This window comes from Bradyrhizobium sp. sBnM-33 (genome assembly GCF_032917945.1).
GTDB lineage: Bacteria > Pseudomonadota > Alphaproteobacteria > Rhizobiales > Xanthobacteraceae > Bradyrhizobium.
The window spans coordinates 1,462,172-1,485,027 of sequence record NZ_CP136624.1 but is presented as its reverse complement, the minus strand read 5'-3'; the positions used below and the strand labels follow the sequence as shown (position 1 = coordinate 1,485,027).

Sequence of the window (22,856 nt, the reverse complement as noted above, 5' to 3'; positions counted from 1 at the left end):
CCTTCTCTGTGTGGAGTAACCATCCATGATCGAGCCGATCATGTATCTGGCGATCGGTTTTCTGGTCTCGATGTTGTTCGGCCTGATGATCGTGCCGCTGGTGCATAACCGCGCGGTGCGGCTGACGACCCGGCGGCTGGAGGCGGCGACGCCGCTGTCGATGGCCGAAATCCAGGCCGACAAGGATCAGTTGCGCGCGGAATTCGCCATGTCGGCGCGACGGCTCGAAATGAGCGTCGAGCAGCTCAAGAACAAGACCACGAGCCAACTCGCCGAACTCGGCAAGAAGAGCGATGCGATCAACCGCATGAAGATCGAGCTCGGCGAAAAGAACGCCACGATCTTCGCGCTCGAAGCGCGCGAGAAGGCGATGAAAGAGCAGCTACGCGCCACCGAAGAGGAATTCGCGGCCAAGACCGAACTGTTGCGCAATGCCGAACAGGCGCTGACCGACAAGCAGGCCGAACTCGCCAGGATCAATCACGAATTGAACAACCGGTCGATGATGGCGGACAGCCGCCAGGTCGAGTTGGTCACGGTGCGCACGCAGATCGAGGAACTGAAGGGCCGCGTCGGCGATGCCGAGAAGGAATTTTCGGCAACCCAGGCCCGCCTCGCGCAGGAGCGCGCCGATTCCGAGCACGCGACGCGCGAACTGATGGAAGCGCGCAGCCGTGTCGAAAATTTGAGCCAGCGCGTCACCGATCTCGACCGGCAATTGATCGTGCAGATGAAGGAAGCCGAGATGCTCGGCAACCGCGTCAACGACCTCGAAGCGCGGCTGGCGACGCAAGGCAAGATCCTGGCCGAACGCGAATACGAGAACAATCAGCTCAAGCAGGCGAACGAAAACGCCGAACGCGCCGCGCGCGAACTGCGCGAGGAGATTGCGGCGATCAGCGGCGGCAAGTCGTCGATCGTGGAAAAATTGCGCGCCGAGAAAGCGGCAGTCGAAGAGCAGCTTCGCATCGCCCGCGACGAGCGCGCCAAACTGCAGCGCGACATCAACGCGATCCAGCAGCAGGCCGAAAGCTCCTGGGCGACCGAGCGGATGGAAAACGCGCTATTGCGCGAGCGCATCAACGACATCGCGGCCGAAGTTGCAAAACTCGCGATGCAGCTCGAGGGACCGAACTCAGCGATCGAGGCCATGCTGGCCGCGGAACCGGCCGTGCCGAAAGTGCCGGCCAAGCCCGCCAATGACGTCGCCGGTGCCGCCCCCGCCATGTCGGAAGGCGGCGGGACGTTGGCCGAGCGCATCCGGGCGCTACAGTCGCACGCCTCCCGCGCCCGTCAGCAGGGCGCGTAATTACCCCCTCTCCCGCGCGAAAACGCGAGGTTACGTCCTGACTGATCGCTTGACACCAGGGGTTCGTCCTTCGTAAATCGCGGGCTCTGACGGGCTCATTGCTTGCCCACATTTCCCGGACGCATAGCTCAGCGGGAGAGCGTTCCCTTCACACGGGAGAGGTCCAAGGTTCGATCCCTTGTGCGTCCACCATTCAAAGCCCCGTCAATCGGGGCTTTTTTGCATTTTGGTACCGCCTATTCGGTAGATACCGGTCGCGTCACCAGCGTGTCGCGTACCAGCCCGTCGAAATCGGCTGGTCTTATTCGATGCGGGCTTTTTCCTTCAGGTCGCGGATGCGAATTTCGGCCTCTTGCTTCGAGGTCACGATTTCGGACTGGTCGGGGACGCGGGCCTCTCGGCTGAGCCTTTTCAATTCCTCAAGCTGTTCATGCGTGGGTTTTTCGGTCATGGGGGCCTCCTCTGACGGGGCAACCGTGTCAAGAACGTCCTGTTCCCCTTGAGCCGTCCGTTGCGGCCGCCACAGGAAGAGAGAGGCCAAACCGAATGACCTTACTCCGGCGCCCTCATGCCGGGCGAGCGAAGCCACTCGTTTAGCCGAGATGCGGCTTCCATCTGTCGCGCCCGCCGCAAGAGCAGTTCCCGGGCCATGCCGGGCTGAGCCTCCCTTGCCGCCTCTCTGAAGCGCTTGGCTTCTTCCGCCAGCCGTTCCTCGAAAGTCTTCTCGTGCTTGATGCGCCGTCGTGTTGGCATGCCCGTGATCCCTCGTTCACGAGGGCCATTGAAATCCCGTGCCGGATCGCCGTCTGTCCGGCACCAGACTCATCGGCAGGCTGCCAATAAGTCGCGGCCCGTAGTTTGCCCGTCTTGCCGGAACACGATTCGCGGCGTGTCGTGGTAGCGGCACTTTCCGGGAGCAAACCATGCTCACAACCCTTCTTGTGATGGCGGCCATCACCATCATCGCTGGCGCCGCAGTGATCGCTATTTCCGAACTCACCCGTGCGCGCCACCCGCAAGCCGGTCCGCCGCCGCGGCGCCGGGCGTTTTAAACGCGCTCCACGTTCGCAGCGGAGCCTATGTTCCAGGCCATCAGCAGAAAGGGCCCCAGCGGCGGCGCTGAGGTCCTTTCAGTCAATGTCGCATCGGGGATATGCGACACACGATCCAATGCGGGTCGCAGATTTTCGTTCCTGTGGCGCGAGCCGCTTCTCGCTAGCCAGTCCTCTTGACCGCCTTCTTCACGGCGGCAAAAAAGCGGCCGCTCAATCGAGTATGACGGACTAGGTTATTTTAAGCAGCATGCGGGTTAACAACCGTGTAGCCGCGCAGCGAGCGCGCATGGATTCTCGTTGCGTGGCCGCCCGAGTTCGCATCGTATGCTATCCACGTATCGCCTTCGACATGTCGCTCTAGAACGAAAACGTGCCCACGTCGCACAGCGACCATTCCGGGTGCCGGCGATGTCCGTGGAAAGCGCAGCCAGTTGGATGCGAGATTCAGACCAGGCACGATCCGGCCGAAAACACGTATAGACGCACCGCAGCCGCAGAACGAGCGGGGACAACCGGCCGGACGACCGCCGACAGTTTGACCGCGATCGACATTCACGTCCGCCAATTCGCGACGGTAACTCTGTGCGGTCGCTTGAGCTGTGTAAGAACTGATCCGCTCACGACGGGGCTGCGAAAACGAGAAGTCGCAGGGCATGGTCACATTGCATTCGGGTATTTGAGCGGTGCGGGAAGGACGGGCTTCCGAAGCGATAGACCCGGTTACAACAAGGACAGACGCAACGAGGATTTGTTTGAGCATGCAGGACTCCGATTTAAATCCTGCCCCGCAATCAGGAGCCAATAATAGTTTGGCGAAAATGCGTTTGGAACGGCCGGTAGTTCCATATACGGAACCCTCCTAACCGCGCCTGAACGTTTGGTTCACAACGTGTTCATTCGCTTTGCCGTTAGTGATCCGCGGGAGGGACCGGACATGGCAAATGTGAATAACCGTTTCGATGCAATGGGTATTGTCGTTGATTGGATTGATGCCTGTAAGCAGCGGCGCCTCGATGCACTATTGGACCTATACGACGATGCGGCCACCGTGGAATGCTGCGAGGGCGGCAGCTTCAACGGTCGATCAGAGATGGAACGATATTGGCGGCCACGGCTCGCCAGGGCGGGAAATGACGCGTTCGCGATCGACGCATTGATGCCGGAAGAGGACGGCGTTTCACTGGACTATCGCGGTTACGACGGAAGGACGATGAGAACGCATTTTCGCTTCACGCGATCCGGCAAAATCCGGCTCACGGCGTGCGAGCCTGTGAAATCCGCCGCGTAGCGACCAACGTCCCGTGGCTATCGTGGCGAATGCCGCTGCAGTGGTGGCCGGCCCGAACGCGCCACGAGGACGGCGTAACCTTATCCGCGTTTTCGTAGCTGAATGCGACCGATCGCAGCCAGGATAAACCCGCGCGGAAACAGCCGCAGTAGAAACGGAACTATCTTCATGCCGAGGCCGGGCAGCACGACGCGTTTATTCTGCATCAATCCGCGATACCCCGCCTGCGCGACATCAGATGCCGAAACGTTCAGGATTTCATGCTCGAATCCGGGTTCAATCCCGGCCCGCGTTTGAAATTCCGACGACACCGAACCGGGACAGAGCGTCGTCACGCACACACCGCGTGGAGCGAGCTCCTGGCGCAGCGCCTCGCTGAATGACAGGACATAAGCCTTGGACGCATAGTACACCGCCATCCCTGGGCCCGGCAGAAAACCGGCAAGCGAACCAAGGTTGAGGATGCCGCCACGATGCCGGATCAGGCTCTCGGAAAACCGCAACGACAAATCGGTCAGCGCGACGATGTTGACGGCGATGATGCCGAGCTGCTCTGCCCGATCCAGTTCGATCGCATAGCCGAAAAGACCGAACCCCGCATTGTTGACGACGAACTCGACCTCCACGCCTTCGGCGGCTAGAGCCGAGGCAATGCTGTCGCAGGCCTTGGGGTGTTCAAGGTCGCAACAAATCAAGATCGGCGCCGTGCCGCCAGCCGCGACGATTTCGCTCGCCAACGTCGTCAGGCGATCCCCGCGTCGGTCGACCAGGGCTAATCGATGCCCGTTTGATGCGAAGACGCGCGCCAACGCGGTGCCTATTCCCGCCGATGCACCGGTAATCAGCGTGACACGCTCAACCATGCATTATCCTCAAGCGGGACAAGGGTCACCTGCTACGCGCCTGACGACAAGACAACGTCAACGACAGGTCTCGCGATACCGTCGGCAATTCCCCTCGCCTCGTTCGCCCAACCTGTCCTTGTTCAGGCAAGCCGCTCGTAATTCTTCACATAGGCCATCGCGTCGAACCCGCCGTTCGCAGGTTTCCCGATATCGGCGGCAACCGCCTTCGCCGCGCTCGCAGGAACGCCTCAGCTGATCGCAGTGCCCGTAGACACGAACTCCGCCAGGACCAATTTCCAAGCCCTGAGACGTAGCTGGACTGGGCAAGAGAGGGATCGCCATCAGCAGGAAAAAAGCCAATGCAGATGTTCTCATGTTCGATCCTCGGAAATAGCTGTCGAGGGAATAGTAAGTAAACATAACTGCATTGGTTCCTGACCCAAGCAATTAGTTGCCGCACGCGGAGCAGGCTCAAGGTCGGTCCATGGTGTGTCCACCGCCGTCCGGCCCTGTGCTGCGAAGCGCACGCCTAGACGAGCTTTAAAACGCGGACAGCCAAAGCGGCCGCCACCGAAGCGCCTCACTTCTCACGAGCGCCTACCAAATTCTTCAACGCCTTCGGAGGCTGCAGTCCGGGCGAGGTCAGCCACTCGTTGATGTAAGCGGTCGCCTCAGCTCGTCGGCACGTCGCAGAAGCAATTCCCGGGCTACGCTCGTGGCAATTGAGCCCCCAGGGTAATTGAAGACCAGCTTAAACCGCCGCGTCCGTCGGCAGCCGACGAAGACCGCCCGAACGCGGTCCGTTTGGCTGTGATCCTAGAAGATCAGACTACGCGACGTGCTGCTGCCTGTTGCGCCGACGATACGCCATGAACCCGACGCCGGCGAAGCCGAGGATCATCATGGCCCAGGTGGACGGCTCGGGGACGCCTGGCGTGACGGCGTTTGGATCGAAGGCAGCGATGTTGGTCAGAGGCAGGTCGATATGGGCATTGATCAAACTGCCGCCTGTCGCAAATCCGGTGTTGGGATCGATCAGCCTGACGGTGATGACCGTTCCGTTGATGCGGAATTGATAGTCTTTTGCCTGGAAGGTGAAATTCGTAATAAAGTTGAACCCGTTAAAGACGCTATTCTTGTATTGAATGCCTGCCGAAGTAAGCGCGTTGATATTGTCGGATAGATCGAAGCTGAGCCCATCCAGCGTGAGATTGAAGGCTGTGGCAGGCGCAATGGCGGCGATGTCAGGGAAATTCGAATAGAAGACATTCACAGTCCCGCTTCCCGGCGCAGGGATCAGCGAACTGTCGAACACGAAGCTTCCCGAGAGCGGGTCACTTTGAGTGAACCCATTTCCGCTAAAGGGCGCCTTCACGTTGGCGCCGCCCGGATTGATCGCTCCGGAAAAATTTGCGGTCATGTAAACGTCCGCGGACGCAACGGTTGCGCTCAGTATTATCGCGGCAATACCAAAAGCTGCAGCACTTAATTTCATCACTGGTACTCCACACACGAAATTAAATTTAGGTTTTAATTGTACCTGAAGATTAATAGTGACTAACAATCGGCTACAAGCATCCATGCCGTCAGTGATGAGGAATCATCTATCTGAAGTTGTGACTCCGACTGTCGGTCTTCGGCAGGCCAATTAATCTTTTGCTGCGCTAAACAGCGTGGGATCGATCGGCCCTCCCGCTTTATGGAGAGGCGGACGATTGCAGTTGCCGATGGCTTCGTCAAAAGGCTGCTGCGCACCGACCCCGAGGAGGCCTGATCCTGACGTTGTTTTTCTTTCCGGTGTGATGCCTGCTGGTGGTGCTCGGCCTGTTAATCGGGCGCAAGGCAGGACTGCTCGTGACCGGCGGCACGCCGGTCGCGCAGCGATAGAGTTAGATCAGATCCCAAGCACCCAGATCGCCACGATGGTGCCGAGCGTTGCCAGCCCGCTGATGGTCCATCCGGTTGCGTAAGAGATGCCGTCGTCGCTGGTGCCGCGCATTTCGTCGGCGCCTGTGGTTGGAGACCGCCACTGCATGGCACTGCTCCAAAAAGCCTGCCCGCAAGTGTAACGTCGGCCCGGGTTCCCGGTTCCACTCTATTTGGAAGCCGTCGGAGAGACGGCGCAAAAATCTTCGATCAGACGAAGGAAAGCCGGCGCGCGTCGGCCGGCGCGATCTCGTTTTCGTCGCCGACGATGATGGTGACCTTCCATCCCTCGCTGGCCCAGACCCGCGCTTTGGCGACCGCCACCAGCATGCTGCTTCGGTCCATCCTGACGGTCTCGTCCTTGCGTTCCGCCACGATCCTGTACGCCATGCCACAATCCCCTACGCCGGTATTACTACGGGAATTTTCGGTTACCGCTTTGGCCGCAATTGGCCGACAATTTGTCCAATCGGGGGCATGGTTAACGGCGCTGGGGACAATTCAGCCGCCTATTTCGCGGCGTTTCGCACCGCAAGCGGTTTGGTCACGCCATCGAGGCCGGTCAGGATCAGGACGGTTAACAGGGCGTTCTGCGGGCCGTACCAGGCGTTGGTTGGCTTGTACCACTCATTGCGCGAGTGCCAGTTGCCGCCCTCGCCGCCGCCGCCGATGGTGACGGCCGGAATGCCCAGCGACATCGCGATGTTGGAATCGGTGGAGGAGCCGGCAAAGGTCGGCCGTGGCCCCTTGGTAACTGCAGAGACGGCGCGCTGGGTCGCCTGGACGATCGGTGAATCCATCGCGACAATGCCCGCCGGCCGGTCGCCGATCAGTTTTGTCTCGACCGTCATCTTGTCGGACTTCCAGCGCGCGTTCTCATCCGCCACCGCTTCCTTCACGAGTTCGAGCAGCCGCGCCTCGAGCTTGAGCAGTTCCTCGGTCGAATTCGAGCGCATGTCGACGGCCATCCGCGCTTCGGCGGCGATGGCGTTGACCGAGGTGCCGCCGGTCACCGTGCCGACGGTAAAGGTGGTCTTCGGATCGGACGGCGGCTGCAGCTCGGAAATTTTCGCGATCGCCCGGCCCATGGCATGCGTCGCGCTCGGCAGTCCGAATTCCTGGAACGAGTGCCCGCCGGGGCCCTTGAAGGTGAACTCGTAGCGATGGCTGCCGGTCCCCTGATTAACGATGCGGGTGATGCCGAGCCCGTCGATCGAGATGAAGCCGTCAATATCGGTGTGATCGCGGAACAGCGCCTTCACGCCGCGCAGATTGCCGAGCTCTTCCTCGCCGACGGTGCCGACGAACAGGATGTCGCCGACGGTCGCGATCCCGTTTTCGTTCATCACCTTGATCAACGACAGCAGCACCGCAAGGCCGCGTGAATCGTCGCCGATGCCTGGCGCTACGATCGCGCCGTCCTTTTCCTTCACCGTGACGTCGGTACCTTCGGGAAACACCGTGTCGAGATGCGCGGAAACCACGAGCTTGGGCCGACCGCCGCCGCTGCCCTTGCGTAGCGCGATCACATTGCCTTCGGTATCGATCGACGCATCCGTGAAGCCGAGCTCCTGCATCCACTTCTGAAAATATTCGGCACGGACTTTTTCCTTGAACGGCGGCGCCGGGATTTCGGTGATGCGCTTCTGCTCGGCAAAAGTCCGCTCGTCGTCAGCCTTGATGTCGTCGAGCGACTTGGCGATTTTGGGATGGGCCAGAATGGCTTCGAGGTCGGGCGCGGGAGCTTGCGCCGCGGCCTGCTGCACCAGAGCGTGCTGTGCGACGGCGACAAATGCGATGGCCAGGATTGATCAGGTGAGCGTCATCAAAGTTCTCCGTTTGCAGGCTTCAGCCTGCGCTTAGCCCTGCATCCTTCAGCCGCTGCGCGAACCAGCCGGACAGGGCCTGGTCGAGAACGCCGCTGGTATAGACCTCCGACATTGTGACGTGGGTCTTGCCCAGCGTCAGCAGCACGCCGATCCAGTAGGCGAACCACAAATGCGGATCGGTCAGTGCGCGCAGCTTGTGCTGGTCATGCTCGAGCGGCTGATGATTGGCCGATTTGCGCACCTCGACCGCGAGCAGATTGTTGGGAATGGCGCGCTGGTGCACCACGATGTCGGGATAGATGGATTTGGCGAGGTGATCGTCGGTCGAGACGGTGGATCCGTGCGGCAGCCGCAGCGTGCGGTCGCCGAGCCGGTCGTATTCGCAGTCGATCTCCCAGCCCGGGAAATGCGTTTCGAACTGCACCGCGAGCCGGTGCGTCAGCGCGCGCTCGCCGACGTCCCTGTCGAGCAGGAAAGTTTCGCGTGCATAAAACTCGTGAAGTGCGGTGACGACCTTGTTCAGTTCGGTCTGCATCTGGCCTCCGACAAACACATGCCGTCATTGCGAGCGCAGCGAAGCAATCCATAGTGCCACAAGCGGAGGAATGGATTGCTTCGTCGCTGCGCTCCTCGCAATGACGATCTTATTCGGCGTTCCGGCTATCTCAAACTTCGAAGAATTGTTCTCTTCTACATCTGCACTTCGATCAGCCGCGGCCCCGGTTCGGCGACAGCTTCCGCCAGCGCCTTGTTGAAGTCGTCGACATTGGCGACCGTGCGACCCGGTACGCCCATGCCCTTGGCGAGGGCGACGAAGTCGAGATCGGGACGGTCGATCTTGAGCATGTCTTGCGCGCGCTGTCCTGGCTCGCCGGCGCCGACGCCGTCGAATTCGCCGCGAAGAATTTGGTAGATCTTATTGGCGAATACGATCGTGACGACGTTGAGGCCTTCGCGCGCCTGCGTCCACAGCGATTGTAGCGTGTACATCGCACTGCCGTCGCCGACCATGCAGATCACCTTGCGGTCCGGGCATGCCACCGCGGCACCCGTCGCGACCGGCGTCGAGAAGCCGATCGAGCCGCCCATGTTCTGCAGCCAGTCATGCGGGGCGGCGGCGGCGGTCGGCGGAAAGAAGCCGCGACCGGTGGTGATGGATTCATCGACGAGGATGGCGTTTTCCGGGATCGCCATCGCGATCGCCTGCGCGATCGAGGCGTGCGTCAGCGCGCCGGTCGGTTTGGCGATCTCGACCATCTTTTGCGGCTGCCGGTCGGCCGGCTGCGCGTGAAGCGCACCCGCCAACGCCTCCAGCGCAGCGACGGAATTTTCTGCGCCCGTGGTCATGCGATGAACCTCGCAGCCCTGGGGTTTGAGCATGCTCGGCTTGTTCGGATAGGCGAAGAACGCCACCGGGTCGTTGGCCTCGACCAGTACGATATTCCTAAAATCCTTCAGGATCGGCAGCGCCTGCTCGATCACGTAAGGAATGCGGTCGATCGCGAACCGGCCCCTGCCGCGCGCCATGCGCGGATTGTAGGTCTGGCCCATCACCTTGCAACCGGTCTTGCCCGCGATCTGGGCGGCCAGCGCCAGCCCGTGCTCGGTCAGCGCGCTGCCGGTCATCAAGAGCAGCGTCGACGCGCCGCCGCTCCGCAAAACCTTCGCGGCATGGTCGACGGCCTGCGCGGAATAATTGGCGCGCTGGCTTTCTGCCGGCACTTGCGCGATGCCGTCGGCATCGTTCCAGGCGGTGTCGGCGGGCAGGATCAGGGTCGCGATCTGCGGCGGCGAACTCTTGGCGGCGGCAATCGCGGCGGCGCCATCGGCGGCGACGGATTTGGCATCCGGCGAGGTCCGCACCCAGGACGACATCGGCCGAGCCAGCCCTTCGATATCTGATGTTAGGGGGGCGTTGTAGCCGATGTGATAGGTCGCGTGCTGGCCGACGATGTTGACGATGCCGGAATTGGCCTTCTTGGCATTGTGCAGGTTGGCAAGACCGTTGGCGAGGCCGGGCCCGAGATGCAACAGCGTCGAGGCCGGCGTGCCCTTCATGCGGTAATAGCCGTCGGCAGCCCCCGTCACCACGCCCTCGAACAGACCGAGCACGCAGCGCATCCTCTCGACCCGATCCAGTGCGGCGACGAAATGCATCTCCGAGGTGCCGGGATTGGTGAAGCAAACGTCCACCCCACCCGCGACCAATGTCCGCACCAGACTTTCCGCACCGTTCATGGTCTCATTCCCCTTCGCGCTTCGTTCTTAAGAGCCGCTGACGATCAAACATTGTTCGCACGTTTCGTCAAAGGTTTAGCGGAACAATGCAGCCATCGCGTAGGGCATGTTGTCTTTTTTAACCGCGGTGTTTCAAAATGGCTGTGGTCACGGGCTCGTTGCTTGCACGATCGCCGCAATTATGGCCTGTCTCGACCTGCTTATTCAGATCTTTCGCGAGGGAGAACAATGCTCCGGGCTTTTGCTTTGCTGTTTGCGGCGATCGCGATGCTGGCGGGGGCCGGCCACGCACAGGCCCAAAATCTCTTCCAACCTTTCTTTGAAGATACGCGCGACATCATGGGCGGCGGCCCCGGTTTCTTCCGGCCCGGCATGCCCAGCGGATCGAGCCCGATCCCGCGCACGACCGTAAACTTTGCCGGCAATTTTGCCCCCGGCACCATTTACATCGACACTGCCGAGCGCCGGCTCTATCTCGTGCTCGGCAACGGCCAGGCGATCCGCTACGGCATCGGTGTCGGCCGGGACGGCTTCCGCTGGAGCGGAACCCACCGCATCACTGCGAAGAAGGAATGGCCGAGCTGGACACCGCCGGTTCAGATGCTGCGGCGCCGGCCCGACCTGCCGCGCCACATGGTCGGCGGCATCGACAACCCGCTCGGCGCGCGGGCGATATATCTGGGATCGACGCTGTACCGCATCCACGGCTCCAACGAGCCCGAGACGATCGGACAGGCGGTCTCGTCCGGCTGCTTCCGCATGACCAACGAGGACGTGACCGACCTCTATAGCCGCGTCCGCATCGGCACCCCGGTTATCGTGAGGAATTAGGCTATAGCCATCCCGGAATTGGGCGGTCACGCGCGCAAGCGCGTGATCGGGGCTTTCAAGCCTTGCACGCACGCGCCAATTGCTGCAGCGTTGTTTGAATGCGCACGCCCCGCCGATTCCTGTATGTACGGACGCTAGCGGCTGCCCTGAGCGCCGCAGCGCTCGGCGAAACGTTGGTGGCGTGCACGGCCTTCGCCGATATTCCCGCCATCGCGCAGCGTCAGCGCGCCGAAAAAAAGATTTTCACCGACAGCGAGATCGTCGAAGGCTTTCTGAAGATCGCCTTCGGCGCCGAATATCATCTCGCCGGCCGGGTCGACCGCATCCGCAAATATGACGGGCCGGTGCGGGTGTTTGCCGACGGCACGCGCGCCGACCGCAAGGCGCAGCTTGCGAAGATCGTGGCCGATATCGCCGCGCACGTTCAGCACCTCGACATCGCGATGGCCGAAACCAGCGAAGACGCCAATGTGCAGGTCAAGCTGGTGCGCGACCGCGATCTCCAGCGCACGATCGCTACCTTTTACGGTAGCGAGCGGGCGCGCGAGATTCGCTCTTCGCTCGACCCGCAATGCCTGTCCGGCTTTCGCAAGAACGAGAAATTCGAAATCGAGCATTCCGACGTGATCCTCACCGTCGACAATGGCGATTTCGTCTTCTTCGACTGCGCCTATGAGGAATTGCTGCAGTCGCTGGGACCGATCAACGATACCTCGACCGTGCCCTGGACCATGTTCAACGACAATGTGTCGATGGGCTATTTCGATGTCTACGACCAGTATCTGCTCAACCTGCTCTACGATCCCCGGATCAAGCCCGGCATGACCGTTCAGGAGGTCAAGCCGCTGCTGCCGGATGTGCTGGCCGACGTGCGCACCTGGGTGCGCAAAGTCAATAACCTGCCGCAGTGATGGATCCCGTCCGGGCCGTGGCCCCACCCCGTCATTGCGAGGAGCAAAGCGACGAAGCAATCGATGTTTCAGCGGGCGCGGACAGATGGATTGCTTCGCGGAGCCTGTCATCGGGCGCGCATTCGCGCGACCCGTTGGCTCGCAATCGGGAAGTTGCCCGCAGGGCAGATTCGGCCAAGTCTTCGCTACCTCCGCTAGCCGCTCGCGCGCCGGTTGAACATCCCGCCAGGCCCTCTCCTATCCACTTTTTTTCAGTGACAACGCAAAGTTTTATCAATGAAAGGTTGTGACTTCCAAGAGCAAATCCTGTCTAATGGGGGTCATGGGCGCTTGCTATAAGTCTCTCAAATGAAGGACCTGCCGCGGATCCAGGCCCTGCGCTGCTTCATCACCGTGGCCCGCGAAGGCACGGTTTCGCGTGCGGCCACGTTGCTGCACCTCACCCAGCCTGCCGTCAGCCTGCAATTGAAGGGCCTGGAGGAGAGCACTGGTCTGCAGCTTTTCAACCGGACGCCGGGCGGCTTTACGCTGACGGAGGCGGGCGCCGCCCTGCTGCCGCTCGCGCATCGAACGGTATCGGCCTCGGCGGATTTTAGGACGGCGGCGGATTCGTTGCGCGAATCGCTGCGGGGCACGCTGCGCGTCGGCACGATTTTGGACCCCGAGTCGATCCGGCTCGGTCCGTTCGTGCGAAGCCTCGCCACCTCCTCGAAAAAGACCGAAGTCTTCCTCCGCTACGGCATGGCCGAGGACGTACTGGCGCAGATCGGCAGAGGCGAGCTCGATGTCGGATACTATATCGATGCCACGCCCGCCGAATTCCTCACGTCAGGGATGCTGTCCGAACGCGCCATCGACGATGGCAAGTTCCAGTTCATGGCGCTGACGCGCTTCGACTACCGCGTGATCGCCCCACGCGAATGGAGCAGCAAGGTGCTGGGCAAGGTCTGGGCCGATCTTGCCGATCTACCCTGGATCGGAACGCCACATGACTCGGCGCAGCGGAGGTTGCTCGACGACGTGTTCCGGCCGATGGGCTCATCGCCGAAGCGCGTCGCCTTCGCCGATCAGGAAGAAACCATGATTGAACTTGTCGAAGGCGGCAATGGCCTCGGCCTCGCCCGCGACAGCGTGCTCGACCGCGTCACGAGCAAACGGAATTTCGTGATTGCCGAGAAGGTGGCGCTGACCTGCGACCTCGGTTTCGTCTGATGTCGCGGCGCCACGAGCCGATGATCTCGCAGGCCTTCTCGGCCATGCAGGCGGTATGGGACTTGAAGCCGGCCGGTGTAGCGCCCGCACCGATCGAAGCGGCGAGATCACGGAAGAGCGCCCGTAGGTAACCAGAGCGGGTCAGGTTTTGCCGTCGCAGATCGATTTCAGTGATCGCCATTCCTCATTCGTCAGCAGCGGCGGCCCGCTGGCCGGCGGGTCTTGCCGGCTCATCCTTGCCAGCCGGTCCTCGCTCAAGGGATGGGTGGAGATGATGGAGAGGCCCTTGCCTTCCTTTCCAGTGACCCGAAGTAGCAATTCCCCGGTCGGCTTCGCCGGCCGGCCGAGCCGGTGCATAACCTCGATCGCAAAACTGTCGGCGTCGTTTTCGGCTTCGCGCGAATGCGACGACGTCACCAGCGTGCGCGAGCCGAAGATCAGCGCGCTGGAGCCCGTGATATCGCCGAACAACAATCCGATCAGGAACGAGGTGCCGCCATCATGGATCAACCCGCGCATGCTGTCGCGATGCTTGAGATGGCCGAGCTCATGGGCCAGCACGCCCGCGATCTCATCGGCGTTCTCGGCCTTCGCCAACAATCCGTTGAACAGATAGACCTTGCCGCCCGGCAGCGCGAAGGCATTCGGAACCGAACTCGACAGCACGCCCGACTGCACCGACGTGTCGAGACCCGCGGATTCCCGAAGCGCGGTCACGAGTTTGACGAAAGCCTTCTGGCCGGCGGCATTATCGCACACTTTGGCATCAAACATCGTCTTGACCTGACTGTCTGCGACGTCGCCGAGCCGCCGTTCGAACGCTTCAGGCACCAGCGGCGTGAGGCGATCGGCCGCGAGCGGAAGTCCGAACAGCACGACGGCAACGATTGAAGCTGCGGCCGCGAGCGACCAGCCGACGATGGCGGCAACGCCGCGGCGGCCGATCATGTGGTCATCTATTTTGGTGCAGCGCGAGACGAGCTCGTTGGCAAGCTCCGTGTCGCGAACCTCCAGTCGCGCCAGTGCAGGCGCGGTCAGACAGCTCAGGCGCAGCATACCGGCCGGACTGTCGGCGCGACGGATATCGGCATAGGCCCACGCCGCCAGCGCTTGTTCCCCCTCGTTGATTTCGAGCCGGTCGGCAAGGCGCAGCGTCACCATCCGTCGCCGGCTCGACGTTCCGTCGAAATAGGCCACCGAACCGCCCAGCAGCGGGTTTGCAGACATTGGCATATCGCTATCCATGGCCATAAGAGCTCTTAAGCCTAGAAGCCGCCGACATCGAGACCGTCAGCAAATCCTTCGCCGAGCGCGCTGGCCATTCCGCCGCGCGCCGAAACGTTGGCGGCTGCCTCGATACCGCTGACATTGACCGATCCGAGCACCCTGACCCAGAGGTCACGCAACAGGTAGACCCGGATCACGATATTCATCGCCAGCGCGAAAGCGAGATAGCCGATGCCGACGAGCACCAGAAGCGGGATGCTTTTCGCGAATTCCTGCGACTTGAAAAACTCGCTGAATGAATCGCCGCTCATGCTGGCGACCAATGCCGCCGACAGCGCCAGGTACGCCGAGAACACCAATGCGAGCACCACGATCCAGCCGATGACTTTCCAGTACAGGCCGATCAGCGCGCTCTTGGGCAAGGACGATTCCACACGCACGCCGCCGAACCGGATACCCGAGAGCCACCAGCGCCATTCGATCGCCTTGAACGCGCCGTAGATAAACGGCGCGAGCGGATACACCATCATGGCGACGGGCGCCAACAGCCACAGCCACCAGCCGCGCTTGAAAAACTCCCAGCCGCGGCCCTCGAAGCTGCCTTGCAGGTCGCCGTAGAAGGTGTGGCGCATCTTGTAGCGTTCGAGTGCCGCCGTGCGCCACGGCAGCGCCAGCCCAAGGGTCACCGCCGACAACAGGCCCCACAGCGATGCCTGCAAGGCATATATCCAGCCCGAGCCGGTCATCCAGAACCGCAGGCCGCGCCACACCGTGCGCGTGAGCCGGTAGCGGCGCGCGCGATAAATCGCAAACTGCCCGAACACATAGAAGAAGGCGACCAGCGGAATACTGGCAAACGCCTGGATATGCTCGGCCTCGAGGCCGATCAGAAAATAGCCGAGATAGACCGGCACCAGGATCGCGAGCGCGACCAAAAATCCGATCAGCAATTCCTTGCCGCGGCCGGTGTATTCCGCGGCATCGCCATTGACATGGGTGTTGGCCCAGAGATGGCGGCGGATGTCGGTGAGCAGCCAGAACCGGTAGAAGCCGAGGGTGACGAACTCGAGGCCAGCGCCGCGCTTGACCAGATCGAAGAATTCGCCGCGACTGCCCGAAAACGCCACCGGCATCGGCGGCGGCACGGACAAAGGCATCGGTGGCGGCACCTGCGGCGGCCAGCTCATCTGGTTCATGGTTCAACTCCAGCGCGAACGGTAGCGGATCAAACCACAGATTTGCCGGCCGTTGTGTGACCCAAGTCCCACAGGTGCGTCGAAGCTTACCGGTTTGAGGTTGGGCGGAGCCGTCGCGCCACATTGGATCACCTGCGTTGAGAGAGCTCCTCATCCCGACCTTCTCCCCGCAAGAGCGAGGAGAACGCGTAGGAGCTACGCCGTCTTCTCGAACAGCTCCCGTCCGATCAGCATGCGGCGGATTTCGCTGGTGCCGGCGCCGATCTCGTAGAGTTTGGCGTCGCGCAGCAGCCGCCCGGTCGGGTAGTCGTTGATATAGCCGTTGCCGCCGAGCAGCTGGATGGCGTCGAGCGCGCACTGCGTTGCTTTTTCCGCCGCGTAGAGAATGGCGCCGGCCGCGTCCTCGCGCGTGGTCTCGCCGCGGTCGCAGGCCTTGGCCACCGCATAGACATAGGCGCGCGAGGCATTCATCGTGGTGTACATGTCGGCCATCTTGCCCTGCACCAGCTGGAAGCTGCCGATCGGCTCGCCGAATTGCTTGCGCTCGTGCACGTAAGGCAGCACCACGTCCATGCAGGCCTGCATGATGCCGATCGGCCCCGCCGCCAGCACCGCGCGCTCATAGTCGAGGCCGCTCATCAGCACGTTGACGCCGCGGCCGACCTCGCTCAGCACGTTCTCCTCGGGCACCTCGCAGTCCTCGAACAGCAGCTCGCAGGTGTCGGAGCCGCGCATGCCGAGCTTGTCGAGCTTTTGTGCGGTGGAAAATCCCTTCATGCCCTTTTCGATGAGGAAGGCGGTGATGCCGCGCGGGCCAGCGTTAGGGTCGGTCTTGGCGTAGACCACCAGCGTGTCCGCCTCCGGACCGTTGGTGATCCACATCTTGTTGCCGTTCAGCACAAAGCGATCGCCCTTTTTCTCGGCGCGGGTCTTCATCGAGACCACGTCCGAGCCGGCGCCCGGCTCCGACATCGCGAGCGAGCCGACATGCTCGCCGGAGATCAATTTCGGCAGATATTTGCGCTTCTGCGCCTCGTTGCCATTGCGGCGGATCTGGTTGACGCAGAGGTTGGAATGCGCGCCATAGGACAGCCCGACGGAGGCTGACGCGCGAGATATTTCTTCCACCGCAATGCAGTGCTCGAGATAGCCGAGACCGGCGCCGCCATATTCCTCCTCGACCGTGATGCCGTGCAGGCCGAGCGCGCCGATCTTGGGCCAGAGGTCGCGCGGGAACTGGTTGCTGCGGTCGATCTCGGCGGCGCGCGGGGCGATTTCGTTCTGCGAAAACGCATGCACCGTGTCGCGAATTGCGTCCGCAGTCTCGCCAAGATCGAAATTCAACATCCGATGGGCGTTGGGAATCATGGCCGCCTCCCGGCGAATTAAACGTTGTTTCAAACAGACTTATAGCGTTTTCGAGCGAAGTGGACACCGGTTCGCGTCAAGAAAACGCGTCAAAACAAAAGCCTAGAGTCCGGTTCTGATCCAATCAGAACCGGGCTCTCGTCTTCGAAGCTAAGCTTGTCACGAGGCGAAATACTTGCGGCTGCCCAAGATCGGGCGGTACTGCGCTGCGGCCAACTCGCTCTTGCGCCGGGACACGGCTCGGGATGTAATAGGGTAAAACATCACCCGTTCGGTATGCTTCGCACGGGGAATCAGGGAGAGCGGCTCATGCACGGAACCATCGATCTCGCCGGAGATTCTCATCTGCGCGCCGCGCGCGACACGGCTCAGTCGATGCCGCTGGCCGATTTCGATGTCGGTAATCCCGAACTGTTCCAAAACGATTCATTCTGGCCGTATTTCGACCGGCTGCGCCGGGAAGAGCCGGTGCATTACTGCAAGGACAGCATGTTCGGCCCGTATTGGTCGATCACCAAGTACAACGACATCATGGATATCGAGACCAATCACGCGGTGTTCTCGTCGGCGGCCTCGCTCGGCGGCATCACCATCCGCGACGTCCCGCCGGACCTTCGCCGCGAAAGCTTCATCGCGATGGACCAGCCTCGCCATAGCGCGCAGCGCAAGACGGTGGCGCCGATGTTCACGCCGACGCATCTGGACCAGCTCGCGATCAACATCCGCAAGCGCTCCGCCGAATGCCTCGACAATCTTCCAAAGAACGAGGTGTTCGACTGGGTCGATCAGGTCTCGATCGAGCTCACCACGCAGATGCTCGCCGTATTGTTCGACTTCCCCTGGGAAGATCGCCGCAAGCTGACGCGCTGGTCCGACATCGCGACCACGATTCCGCATCCCGGCGGCCTGGTCGAGACCGAGGACCAGCGGCAGGCCGAGCTGCTGGAATGCGCGACCTATTTCGCAAGACTGTGGAAGGAGCGCATCAACCAGCCCCCGAAGAGCGACCTGTTGTCGATGATGGCGCATAGCGACGCGACGCGCGACATGGACCCGAAGAATTTCCTCGGCAATCTGATCCTGCTGATCGTCGGCGGCAACGATACCACCCGCAACACGCTCTCCGGCAGCGTCTATGCGCTGAACAAGAATCCGGAACAGTATCGGAAGCTCCGCGAAAACCCTGATCTGATCGACAGTTTCGTGCCCGAGGTGATCCGCTGGCAGACGCCGCTGGCGCATATGCGCCGCACCGCGCTCGAAGACATCGAATTCCGTGGGCGTCAGATCAGGAAGGGCGACAAGGTCGTGATGTGGTACGTCTCGGGCAACCGTGACGAGGAGGTGATCGACCGTCCCTATGAGTTCATCATCGACCGCGCCCGGCCCCGCACCCACCTTTCCTTTGGTTTCGGTATCCACCGCTGCGTCGGAATCAGGCTGGCGGAATTGCAACTGAAGATTATCTGGGAAGAAATCCTCAAGCGGTACGATAATATTGAAGTGATCGGCGAACCGAAGCGGGTATATTCGAGTTTCGTCAAGGGCTACGAGACCCTGCCGGTCCGCATCGCCGCCTAGCCGCGCTCACGCTCACCCGGGATGATCGAACAATGAACGTTCAGACTGCCATCAGAGCCGACAGACAAGAGCTGCTGCGCGCCGCACGCGAGGAGGCCTACTCGACGCCGCTGAAGGCCTTTCATCCCGGTGCGCCAAGACTTTTCCAGAACGATACGCTGTGGCCGTGGTTCGAGCGGCTGCGCAAGGAAGAGCCGGTACACTACTGCGAGAACTCGCCGATTGAGCCCTATTGGTCGGTGACCAAGTACAACGACATCATGCATGTCGACACCAACCACGGCATTTTCTCTTCCGACTCCACGCTCGGCGGCATCTCGATCCGCGATGTGCCGCCCGGCTACGATTATCCCAGCTTCATCGCGATGGACCAGCCCAGGCACTCGGCGCAGCGCAAGACGGTGTCGCCGATGTTCACGCCGACGCATCTGGATGAGCTGGCAAAACTGATCCGCGAGCGCTCGCAAAAGGTGCTGGACAATTTGCCGCGCAACGAGACCTTCAACTTCGTCGAGCGCGTCTCGATCGAACTGACAACGCAGATGCTGGCGACGCTGTTCGATTTCCCCTGGGAGGAGCGGCGCAAGCTGACGCGCTGGTCCGACGTCTCGACCGCGCTGCCCAAGAGCGGCGTTGTGGAATCGCCCGAGCAGCGACGCCGGGAGATGGATGAATGCTACGCCTACTTCTCAAAACTCTGGAACGAGCGCGTCAATGCGCCGCCGAAGAACGATCTGCTGTCGATGATGGCGCATAGCGACGCGACCCGGCACATGGACCCCGACAATCTGATGGGCAACATTATCCTGCTGATTGTCGGCGGCAACGACACCACCCGCAACACGATGAGCGGCTCGGTGCTGGCGCTGAACGAACACCCGGATCAGTATCAGAAGCTGCGCGAGAACCCCGCGCTGATCGATTCCATGGTTCCGGAAGTGATCCGCTGGCAGACGCCGCTCGCCCATATGCGCCGCACCGCTCTGGTCGACACCGAAATCGGCGGCAAAAAGATCAGGAAAGGCGATCGCGTCGTGATGTGGTACGTTTCGGGCAACCGCGACGAGGAAGGTATCGAGCGGCCTGATGAATTCATCATCGACCGCGCCCGCCCCCGCACCCATCTGTCGTTCGGCTTCGGCATTCACCGCTGCGTCGGCATGCGGCTCGCGGAGCTGCAGCTCAAGATCGTCTGGGAGGAGATGCTCAAGCGGTTCGATCGCATCGAGGTGGTCGGCGAGCCGAAGCGGGTCTATTCGAGCTTCGTGCGCGGCATCGAGCAATTGCCGGTTCGCATTCCCGGGTGAGCAGAGAGCTCAAGCCGCCTGGACTCGCGGAAGCGATCAACGCAACGGCTTTACCGGCGCGGCTGGAGAAGCAGACGTGACCAAGGCATTCATCGGCAGCGTAGCTGCATAGGGTTTGCCGCGGCCTCCCGCTGATCCGCGGGCTGGCCCGGCCCCACGTCCGCCCCTGAATTAAAGGCTGATCTCCCCCGCAACGTCGGCTGAGGGCCACAAAAGGGATATGGAGATGGCGTTTATGGATTAGAGGGGGCCTCAGGAAGAAACAGCACGGGGCGGATCGCGTTCTGTAAGGCCATCTCGGCCGTGCGCAAAATGCTTTTCTAATGGCACCTTCGATCTGGACACGCTCTTCAGGGGTAAGAGCCCCCATGTGCACAATTCGGTTTGCTTCGAACTCAGTCCATTCGTTGAAGTCCATTAGCGCTCCTGCGACTATGGCTTAATAAGATGCACCGTATTGTTGCGGTCGAGAGTGCGCTTCGGGTCAACAACGGACCTGGACGCGCCCAAAAAAGAAGTCCGCTGTGCCCTCGTAAACGGATATCGTCAGCCTGAACGCTCAGGTCCGAAAAGTGCCAGCCACGGAAGTGGCCAAGCCGACCTTAGCAAAACCGGTAGACGGAATTGGAGATCGACGGCTCTCGCGACTTGAGACTCGGCAGCAGTCTGCAAGCCATCAGATCGTTCTCAACCAACGCTCGCTTCGATCACACTGAAGCGGCCTGCCGGGTAGATCGATTCCGGTCGGAATCCATTTTCGTTGAGAAGATGGCGATGTTCTTTCTCCGTGCGCTCAAGACCTCCCGGGCCGCGAAGCATATTCAAGTCGCTCATCGCGTGCGCTTTGTCCTCATCTTTGACGGTCGGCGAATCCGGCATGATTCGTTCGACCAACAGCAACGTCCCATCTCTCGGCAGGGCTTGGCGACAATTTTTGAGGATTACGCCACTGCGTGCGTCATCCCAGTCGTGGATCACGCTTTTCAGGATAATGGCATCGGCGATGGCTGGAACCGTTTTGAAGAAGTCGCCAGCTAGGAAGCTTGCCCGATCACTGACACCCATGCGTTGAAAATGATCGTTCGCTATTGCGGCACATCTGGGAAGATCGAGAACCGTCCCGCGAAGCCGTGGATACTGCCTTGCGACGGCTCCGATCAGTTCGCCCGACCCGCCCCCCACGTCCATCAGATGTGAAATGCGGCCAAAATCATAGGCCGAAAGGATGTCCGGTGTGACCAGACGAGTCAGGTCCGCCATTGCCGCGTTGAATATGCGTACGTTCTCCGGGGTGCGCGACATCAGATCGAAACTGTTGCTCAGGCCCAGAAGCTGCGCGGCCGTTTTCCCGGTCACGATGGACTCAAGCAGTCCGCTCCATGATTTGGAAAGCATTTCGCCTTCGAAGATGACCCAGCTCTTGACGGAATGGTCGGCAGCGCCGTCCAGTGCCGTGCCAGTTTCCGTCAATGAATATCGCTCGTCGTCGGCCCGCGCACACACGCCGATGGTCGAAAGTCCTGTCAGAAGGCGTCCAAGCGCGTGTTGATCCGCACCTGTTGCCTTCGCGAGCGCGTCGAGGGACTGCGGACCGCCACGCAGCAACTCGGCAATCCCGAGCTTGGCTGCGACGTAAATTATCGCCGTCACGCGATGGGACTGGACGAGGTCGAAAAGCTTGAGAGCCGACGTAGGCGAGGGCATGGACGGCTCCTTTTGTTTTGCGCTATTGCGCGTTCCGAATGTCGATGAGCTTGGTGATCTCGCCGAGCCATGCGCGTTGCCGCGCGATTGCCGCCTTCAGCTCTTCGGTCGTCCCGTTGAGGACAGTGTGACCGCCGGCCTCCAGCTTTCGGCGAACCTCAGGCTCGCGAGAGATCGCGGCGACGTCGGCAGCGACGCGATTTCGCAACGCTTCTGGCATCGCCTTGTTGCCAAAAATGCCGGCTAACCCGTCTATTTCAAGTTCGGGGTACCCGAGTTCGCGCGCGGTCTGAAGGTTGGGTAAGGCAGCGGCGCGCGTCGGATTGATGACAGCAAGAAAGCGTGCCTTTCCGGACTGCACCGGGGAGGATGACGCCGTCAGTGATGTCACCAAGGCCTGGATCCGGCCTTCGCCGAGGTCGGCCTGGGGCTGCGATGCATCGCGATAACTGACGAAGTTCATCTGCAAGCCGTTCCGCTTCAGGAACGCCGCAAAGACGTTCGCGGCAGGGTCGGTCCGGACGTCCAGGCATATTTGCCGGGATTTGATCTCAGGACATCGATCAATTCCGGAATGCTGCGGACCGACAGATCGTTGCTGACTGCGAGAGTGAGGACGATCGCCGTCGTGGCAGCGATCGGCTCCAGATCGCGGTCGACATCGTAGGGCAACTTGTCGATTAGCAAGGGCGCAACGGTGACCGATCCAGCAACCGTATACAGAAGGGCGTGGTCGTCCTGACTGGCGACGAAAGAACCCACGCCGATGGTGCCTTCCGCACCGGGCTTGGCTTCGACGATGACCGGCTTGCCCCATTGCTTGCCGAGCGAGTCGGCGAATATCCGGGCCGCCGCATCGTTGGCGCTTCCGGCCGGGAACGTCACAATCAGCTTCACCGGACGTTCGGGCCAGTCAGCGTGTGCAGGCACTGGGACAGCAAGAACCGCAGCGCAGCCCGAGACTATAATCAGGGAAAGCAATCGTCGTGCAGCACTTGCACCCATCGCTATTTTGCGCGATTTCAGATC

Annotated in this window: 22 protein-coding genes, 1 tRNA gene and 1 pseudogene; 9 read left to right on the top strand and 15 right to left on the bottom strand. The window is 61.3% G+C overall.

Going from position 1 to position 22,856, the window contains the following annotated elements:
* Positions 1-25 precede the first annotated feature (25 nt).
* Positions 26-1,309 (top strand): hypothetical protein, encoded by a 1,284-nt coding sequence (locus RX328_RS06985; RefSeq protein WP_213254074.1) that lies wholly within the window; start codon positions 26-28, stop codon positions 1,307-1,309.
* A 117-nt stretch (positions 1,310-1,426) separates the two neighbouring features.
* Positions 1,427-1,501 (top strand) — tRNA-Val (locus tag RX328_RS06980).
* A gap of 109 nt (positions 1,502-1,610) precedes the next feature.
* Here the strand turns inward: RX328_RS06980 and RX328_RS06975 are convergent.
* Positions 1,611-1,760, bottom strand: a complete 150-nt coding sequence (locus RX328_RS06975; protein ID WP_213254075.1) for a hypothetical protein — start codon at positions 1,758-1,760, stop codon at positions 1,611-1,613.
* A gap of 101 nt (positions 1,761-1,861) precedes the next feature.
* On the bottom strand, positions 1,862-2,062 hold the full coding sequence (locus RX328_RS06970) for a hypothetical protein (protein WP_028351264.1): 201 nt from the start codon (positions 2,060-2,062) through the stop codon (positions 1,862-1,864).
* A 170-nt stretch (positions 2,063-2,232) separates the two neighbouring features.
* Here RX328_RS06970 and RX328_RS06965 point away from each other — a divergent pair, with 170 nt between their 5' ends.
* Positions 2,233-2,361, top strand: coding sequence for a hypothetical protein (locus RX328_RS06965; RefSeq protein ID WP_283772412.1), 129 nt, complete (start codon positions 2,233-2,235; stop codon positions 2,359-2,361).
* A gap of 937 nt (positions 2,362-3,298) precedes the next feature.
* A complete protein-coding gene (locus RX328_RS06960; protein ID WP_213254076.1) occupies positions 3,299-3,652 on the top strand; it encodes a nuclear transport factor 2 family protein in 354 nt (117 codons plus the stop codon).
* 80 nt (positions 3,653-3,732) lie between these two features.
* Here the strand turns inward: RX328_RS06960 and RX328_RS06955 are convergent, their stop codons facing one another.
* From RX328_RS06955 to RX328_RS06920, 7 genes and pseudogenes are all read right to left on the bottom strand, one after another.
* Positions 3,733-4,515, bottom strand: coding sequence for an SDR family NAD(P)-dependent oxidoreductase (locus RX328_RS06955; RefSeq protein ID WP_213254077.1), 783 nt, complete (start codon positions 4,513-4,515; stop codon positions 3,733-3,735).
* An 811-nt stretch (positions 4,516-5,326) separates the two neighbouring features.
* A pseudogene (locus tag RX328_RS43260) lies at positions 5,327-5,431 on the bottom strand (PEPxxWA-CTERM sorting domain-containing protein); the annotation flags it as partial.
* Between the two features lie 960 nt (positions 5,432-6,391).
* A complete protein-coding gene (locus RX328_RS06940; RefSeq protein WP_213254078.1) occupies positions 6,392-6,532 on the bottom strand; it encodes a hypothetical protein in 141 nt (46 codons plus the stop codon).
* Positions 6,533-6,633: 101 nt separating this feature from the next.
* Positions 6,634-6,813, bottom strand: coding sequence for a hypothetical protein (locus tag RX328_RS06935; protein ID WP_141686714.1), 180 nt, complete (start codon positions 6,811-6,813; stop codon positions 6,634-6,636).
* A 119-nt stretch (positions 6,814-6,932) separates the two neighbouring features.
* Complete coding sequence (locus tag RX328_RS06930) at positions 6,933-8,189, bottom strand: M20/M25/M40 family metallo-hydrolase (protein WP_312018089.1); 1,257 nt, start codon at positions 8,187-8,189, stop codon at positions 6,933-6,935.
* An 82-nt stretch (positions 8,190-8,271) separates the two neighbouring features.
* Positions 8,272-8,787 carry a hypothetical protein gene (locus RX328_RS06925; protein WP_213254079.1) on the bottom strand — a complete coding sequence of 172 codons (516 nt, stop codon included), beginning with the start codon at positions 8,785-8,787 and terminating at the stop codon, positions 8,272-8,274.
* Positions 8,788-8,942: 155 nt separating this feature from the next.
* Entirely contained in the window at positions 8,943-10,490 is a 1,548-nt protein-coding gene (locus RX328_RS06920) for an acetolactate synthase large subunit (protein WP_213254080.1), read from the bottom strand.
* Positions 10,491-10,718: 228 nt separating this feature from the next.
* Between RX328_RS06920 and RX328_RS06915 the strand changes: the two genes are divergently transcribed.
* The 3 genes from RX328_RS06915 to RX328_RS06905 all read left to right on the top strand — a co-directional run bounded on the left by RX328_RS06915 (position 10,719) and on the right by RX328_RS06905 (position 13,444).
* Positions 10,719-11,321, top strand: coding sequence for a L,D-transpeptidase (locus tag RX328_RS06915; RefSeq protein ID WP_213254081.1), 603 nt, complete (start codon positions 10,719-10,721; stop codon positions 11,319-11,321).
* A 98-nt stretch (positions 11,322-11,419) separates the two neighbouring features.
* Positions 11,420-12,232: a DUF2927 domain-containing protein gene (locus tag RX328_RS06910; RefSeq protein WP_213254082.1), complete on the top strand. Its 813-nt coding sequence runs from the start codon at positions 11,420-11,422 to the stop codon at positions 12,230-12,232.
* Between the two features lie 348 nt (positions 12,233-12,580).
* The gene (locus RX328_RS06905) at positions 12,581-13,444 is read left to right on the top strand and encodes a LysR family transcriptional regulator (RefSeq protein WP_213254083.1); all 864 of its coding nucleotides are present in this window, start codon (positions 12,581-12,583) and stop codon (positions 13,442-13,444) included.
* Positions 13,445-13,585: 141 nt separating this feature from the next.
* On the opposite strand, the gene RX328_RS06900 is transcribed toward RX328_RS06905, so the two are convergent.
* The 3 genes from RX328_RS06900 to RX328_RS06890 form a co-directional block, all read right to left on the bottom strand.
* Complete coding sequence (locus RX328_RS06900) at positions 13,586-14,677, bottom strand: M48 family metallopeptidase (RefSeq protein ID WP_249726916.1); 1,092 nt, start codon at positions 14,675-14,677, stop codon at positions 13,586-13,588.
* 32 nt (positions 14,678-14,709) lie between these two features.
* Positions 14,710-15,867 carry a DUF898 family protein gene (locus RX328_RS06895; protein ID WP_213254085.1) on the bottom strand — a complete coding sequence of 386 codons (1,158 nt, stop codon included), beginning with the start codon at positions 15,865-15,867 and terminating at the stop codon, positions 14,710-14,712.
* 195 nt (positions 15,868-16,062) lie between these two features.
* The gene (locus tag RX328_RS06890; RefSeq protein WP_213254086.1) at positions 16,063-17,235 is read right to left on the bottom strand and encodes an isovaleryl-CoA dehydrogenase; all 1,173 of its coding nucleotides are present in this window, start codon (positions 17,233-17,235) and stop codon (positions 16,063-16,065) included.
* Positions 17,236-17,544: 309 nt separating this feature from the next.
* Between RX328_RS06890 and RX328_RS06885 the strand changes: the two genes are divergently transcribed.
* Positions 17,545-18,816, top strand: a complete 1,272-nt coding sequence (locus RX328_RS06885) for a cytochrome P450 (protein ID WP_213254087.1) — start codon at positions 17,545-17,547, stop codon at positions 18,814-18,816.
* A 32-nt stretch (positions 18,817-18,848) separates the two neighbouring features.
* Positions 18,849-20,123 (top strand): cytochrome P450, encoded by a 1,275-nt coding sequence (locus RX328_RS06880; RefSeq protein ID WP_213254088.1) that lies wholly within the window; start codon positions 18,849-18,851, stop codon positions 20,121-20,123.
* 687 nt (positions 20,124-20,810) lie between these two features.
* On the opposite strand, the gene RX328_RS06875 is transcribed toward RX328_RS06880, so the two are convergent.
* Genes RX328_RS06875 through RX328_RS06865 form a run of 3 tightly spaced genes read right to left on the bottom strand, consistent with a single transcriptional unit; the run spans position 20,811 to position 22,724 of the window.
* The gene (locus RX328_RS06875; protein WP_213254089.1) at positions 20,811-21,827 is read right to left on the bottom strand and encodes a methyltransferase; all 1,017 of its coding nucleotides are present in this window, start codon (positions 21,825-21,827) and stop codon (positions 20,811-20,813) included.
* A gap of 22 nt (positions 21,828-21,849) precedes the next feature.
* A complete protein-coding gene (locus tag RX328_RS06870; RefSeq protein ID WP_213254090.1) occupies positions 21,850-22,290 on the bottom strand; it encodes a Bug family tripartite tricarboxylate transporter substrate binding protein in 441 nt (146 codons plus the stop codon).
* Between the two features lie 17 nt (positions 22,291-22,307).
* Positions 22,308-22,724, bottom strand: coding sequence for a Bug family tripartite tricarboxylate transporter substrate binding protein (locus tag RX328_RS06865; RefSeq protein ID WP_213254091.1), 417 nt, complete (start codon positions 22,722-22,724; stop codon positions 22,308-22,310).
* Positions 22,725-22,856: the final 132 nt, after the last annotated feature.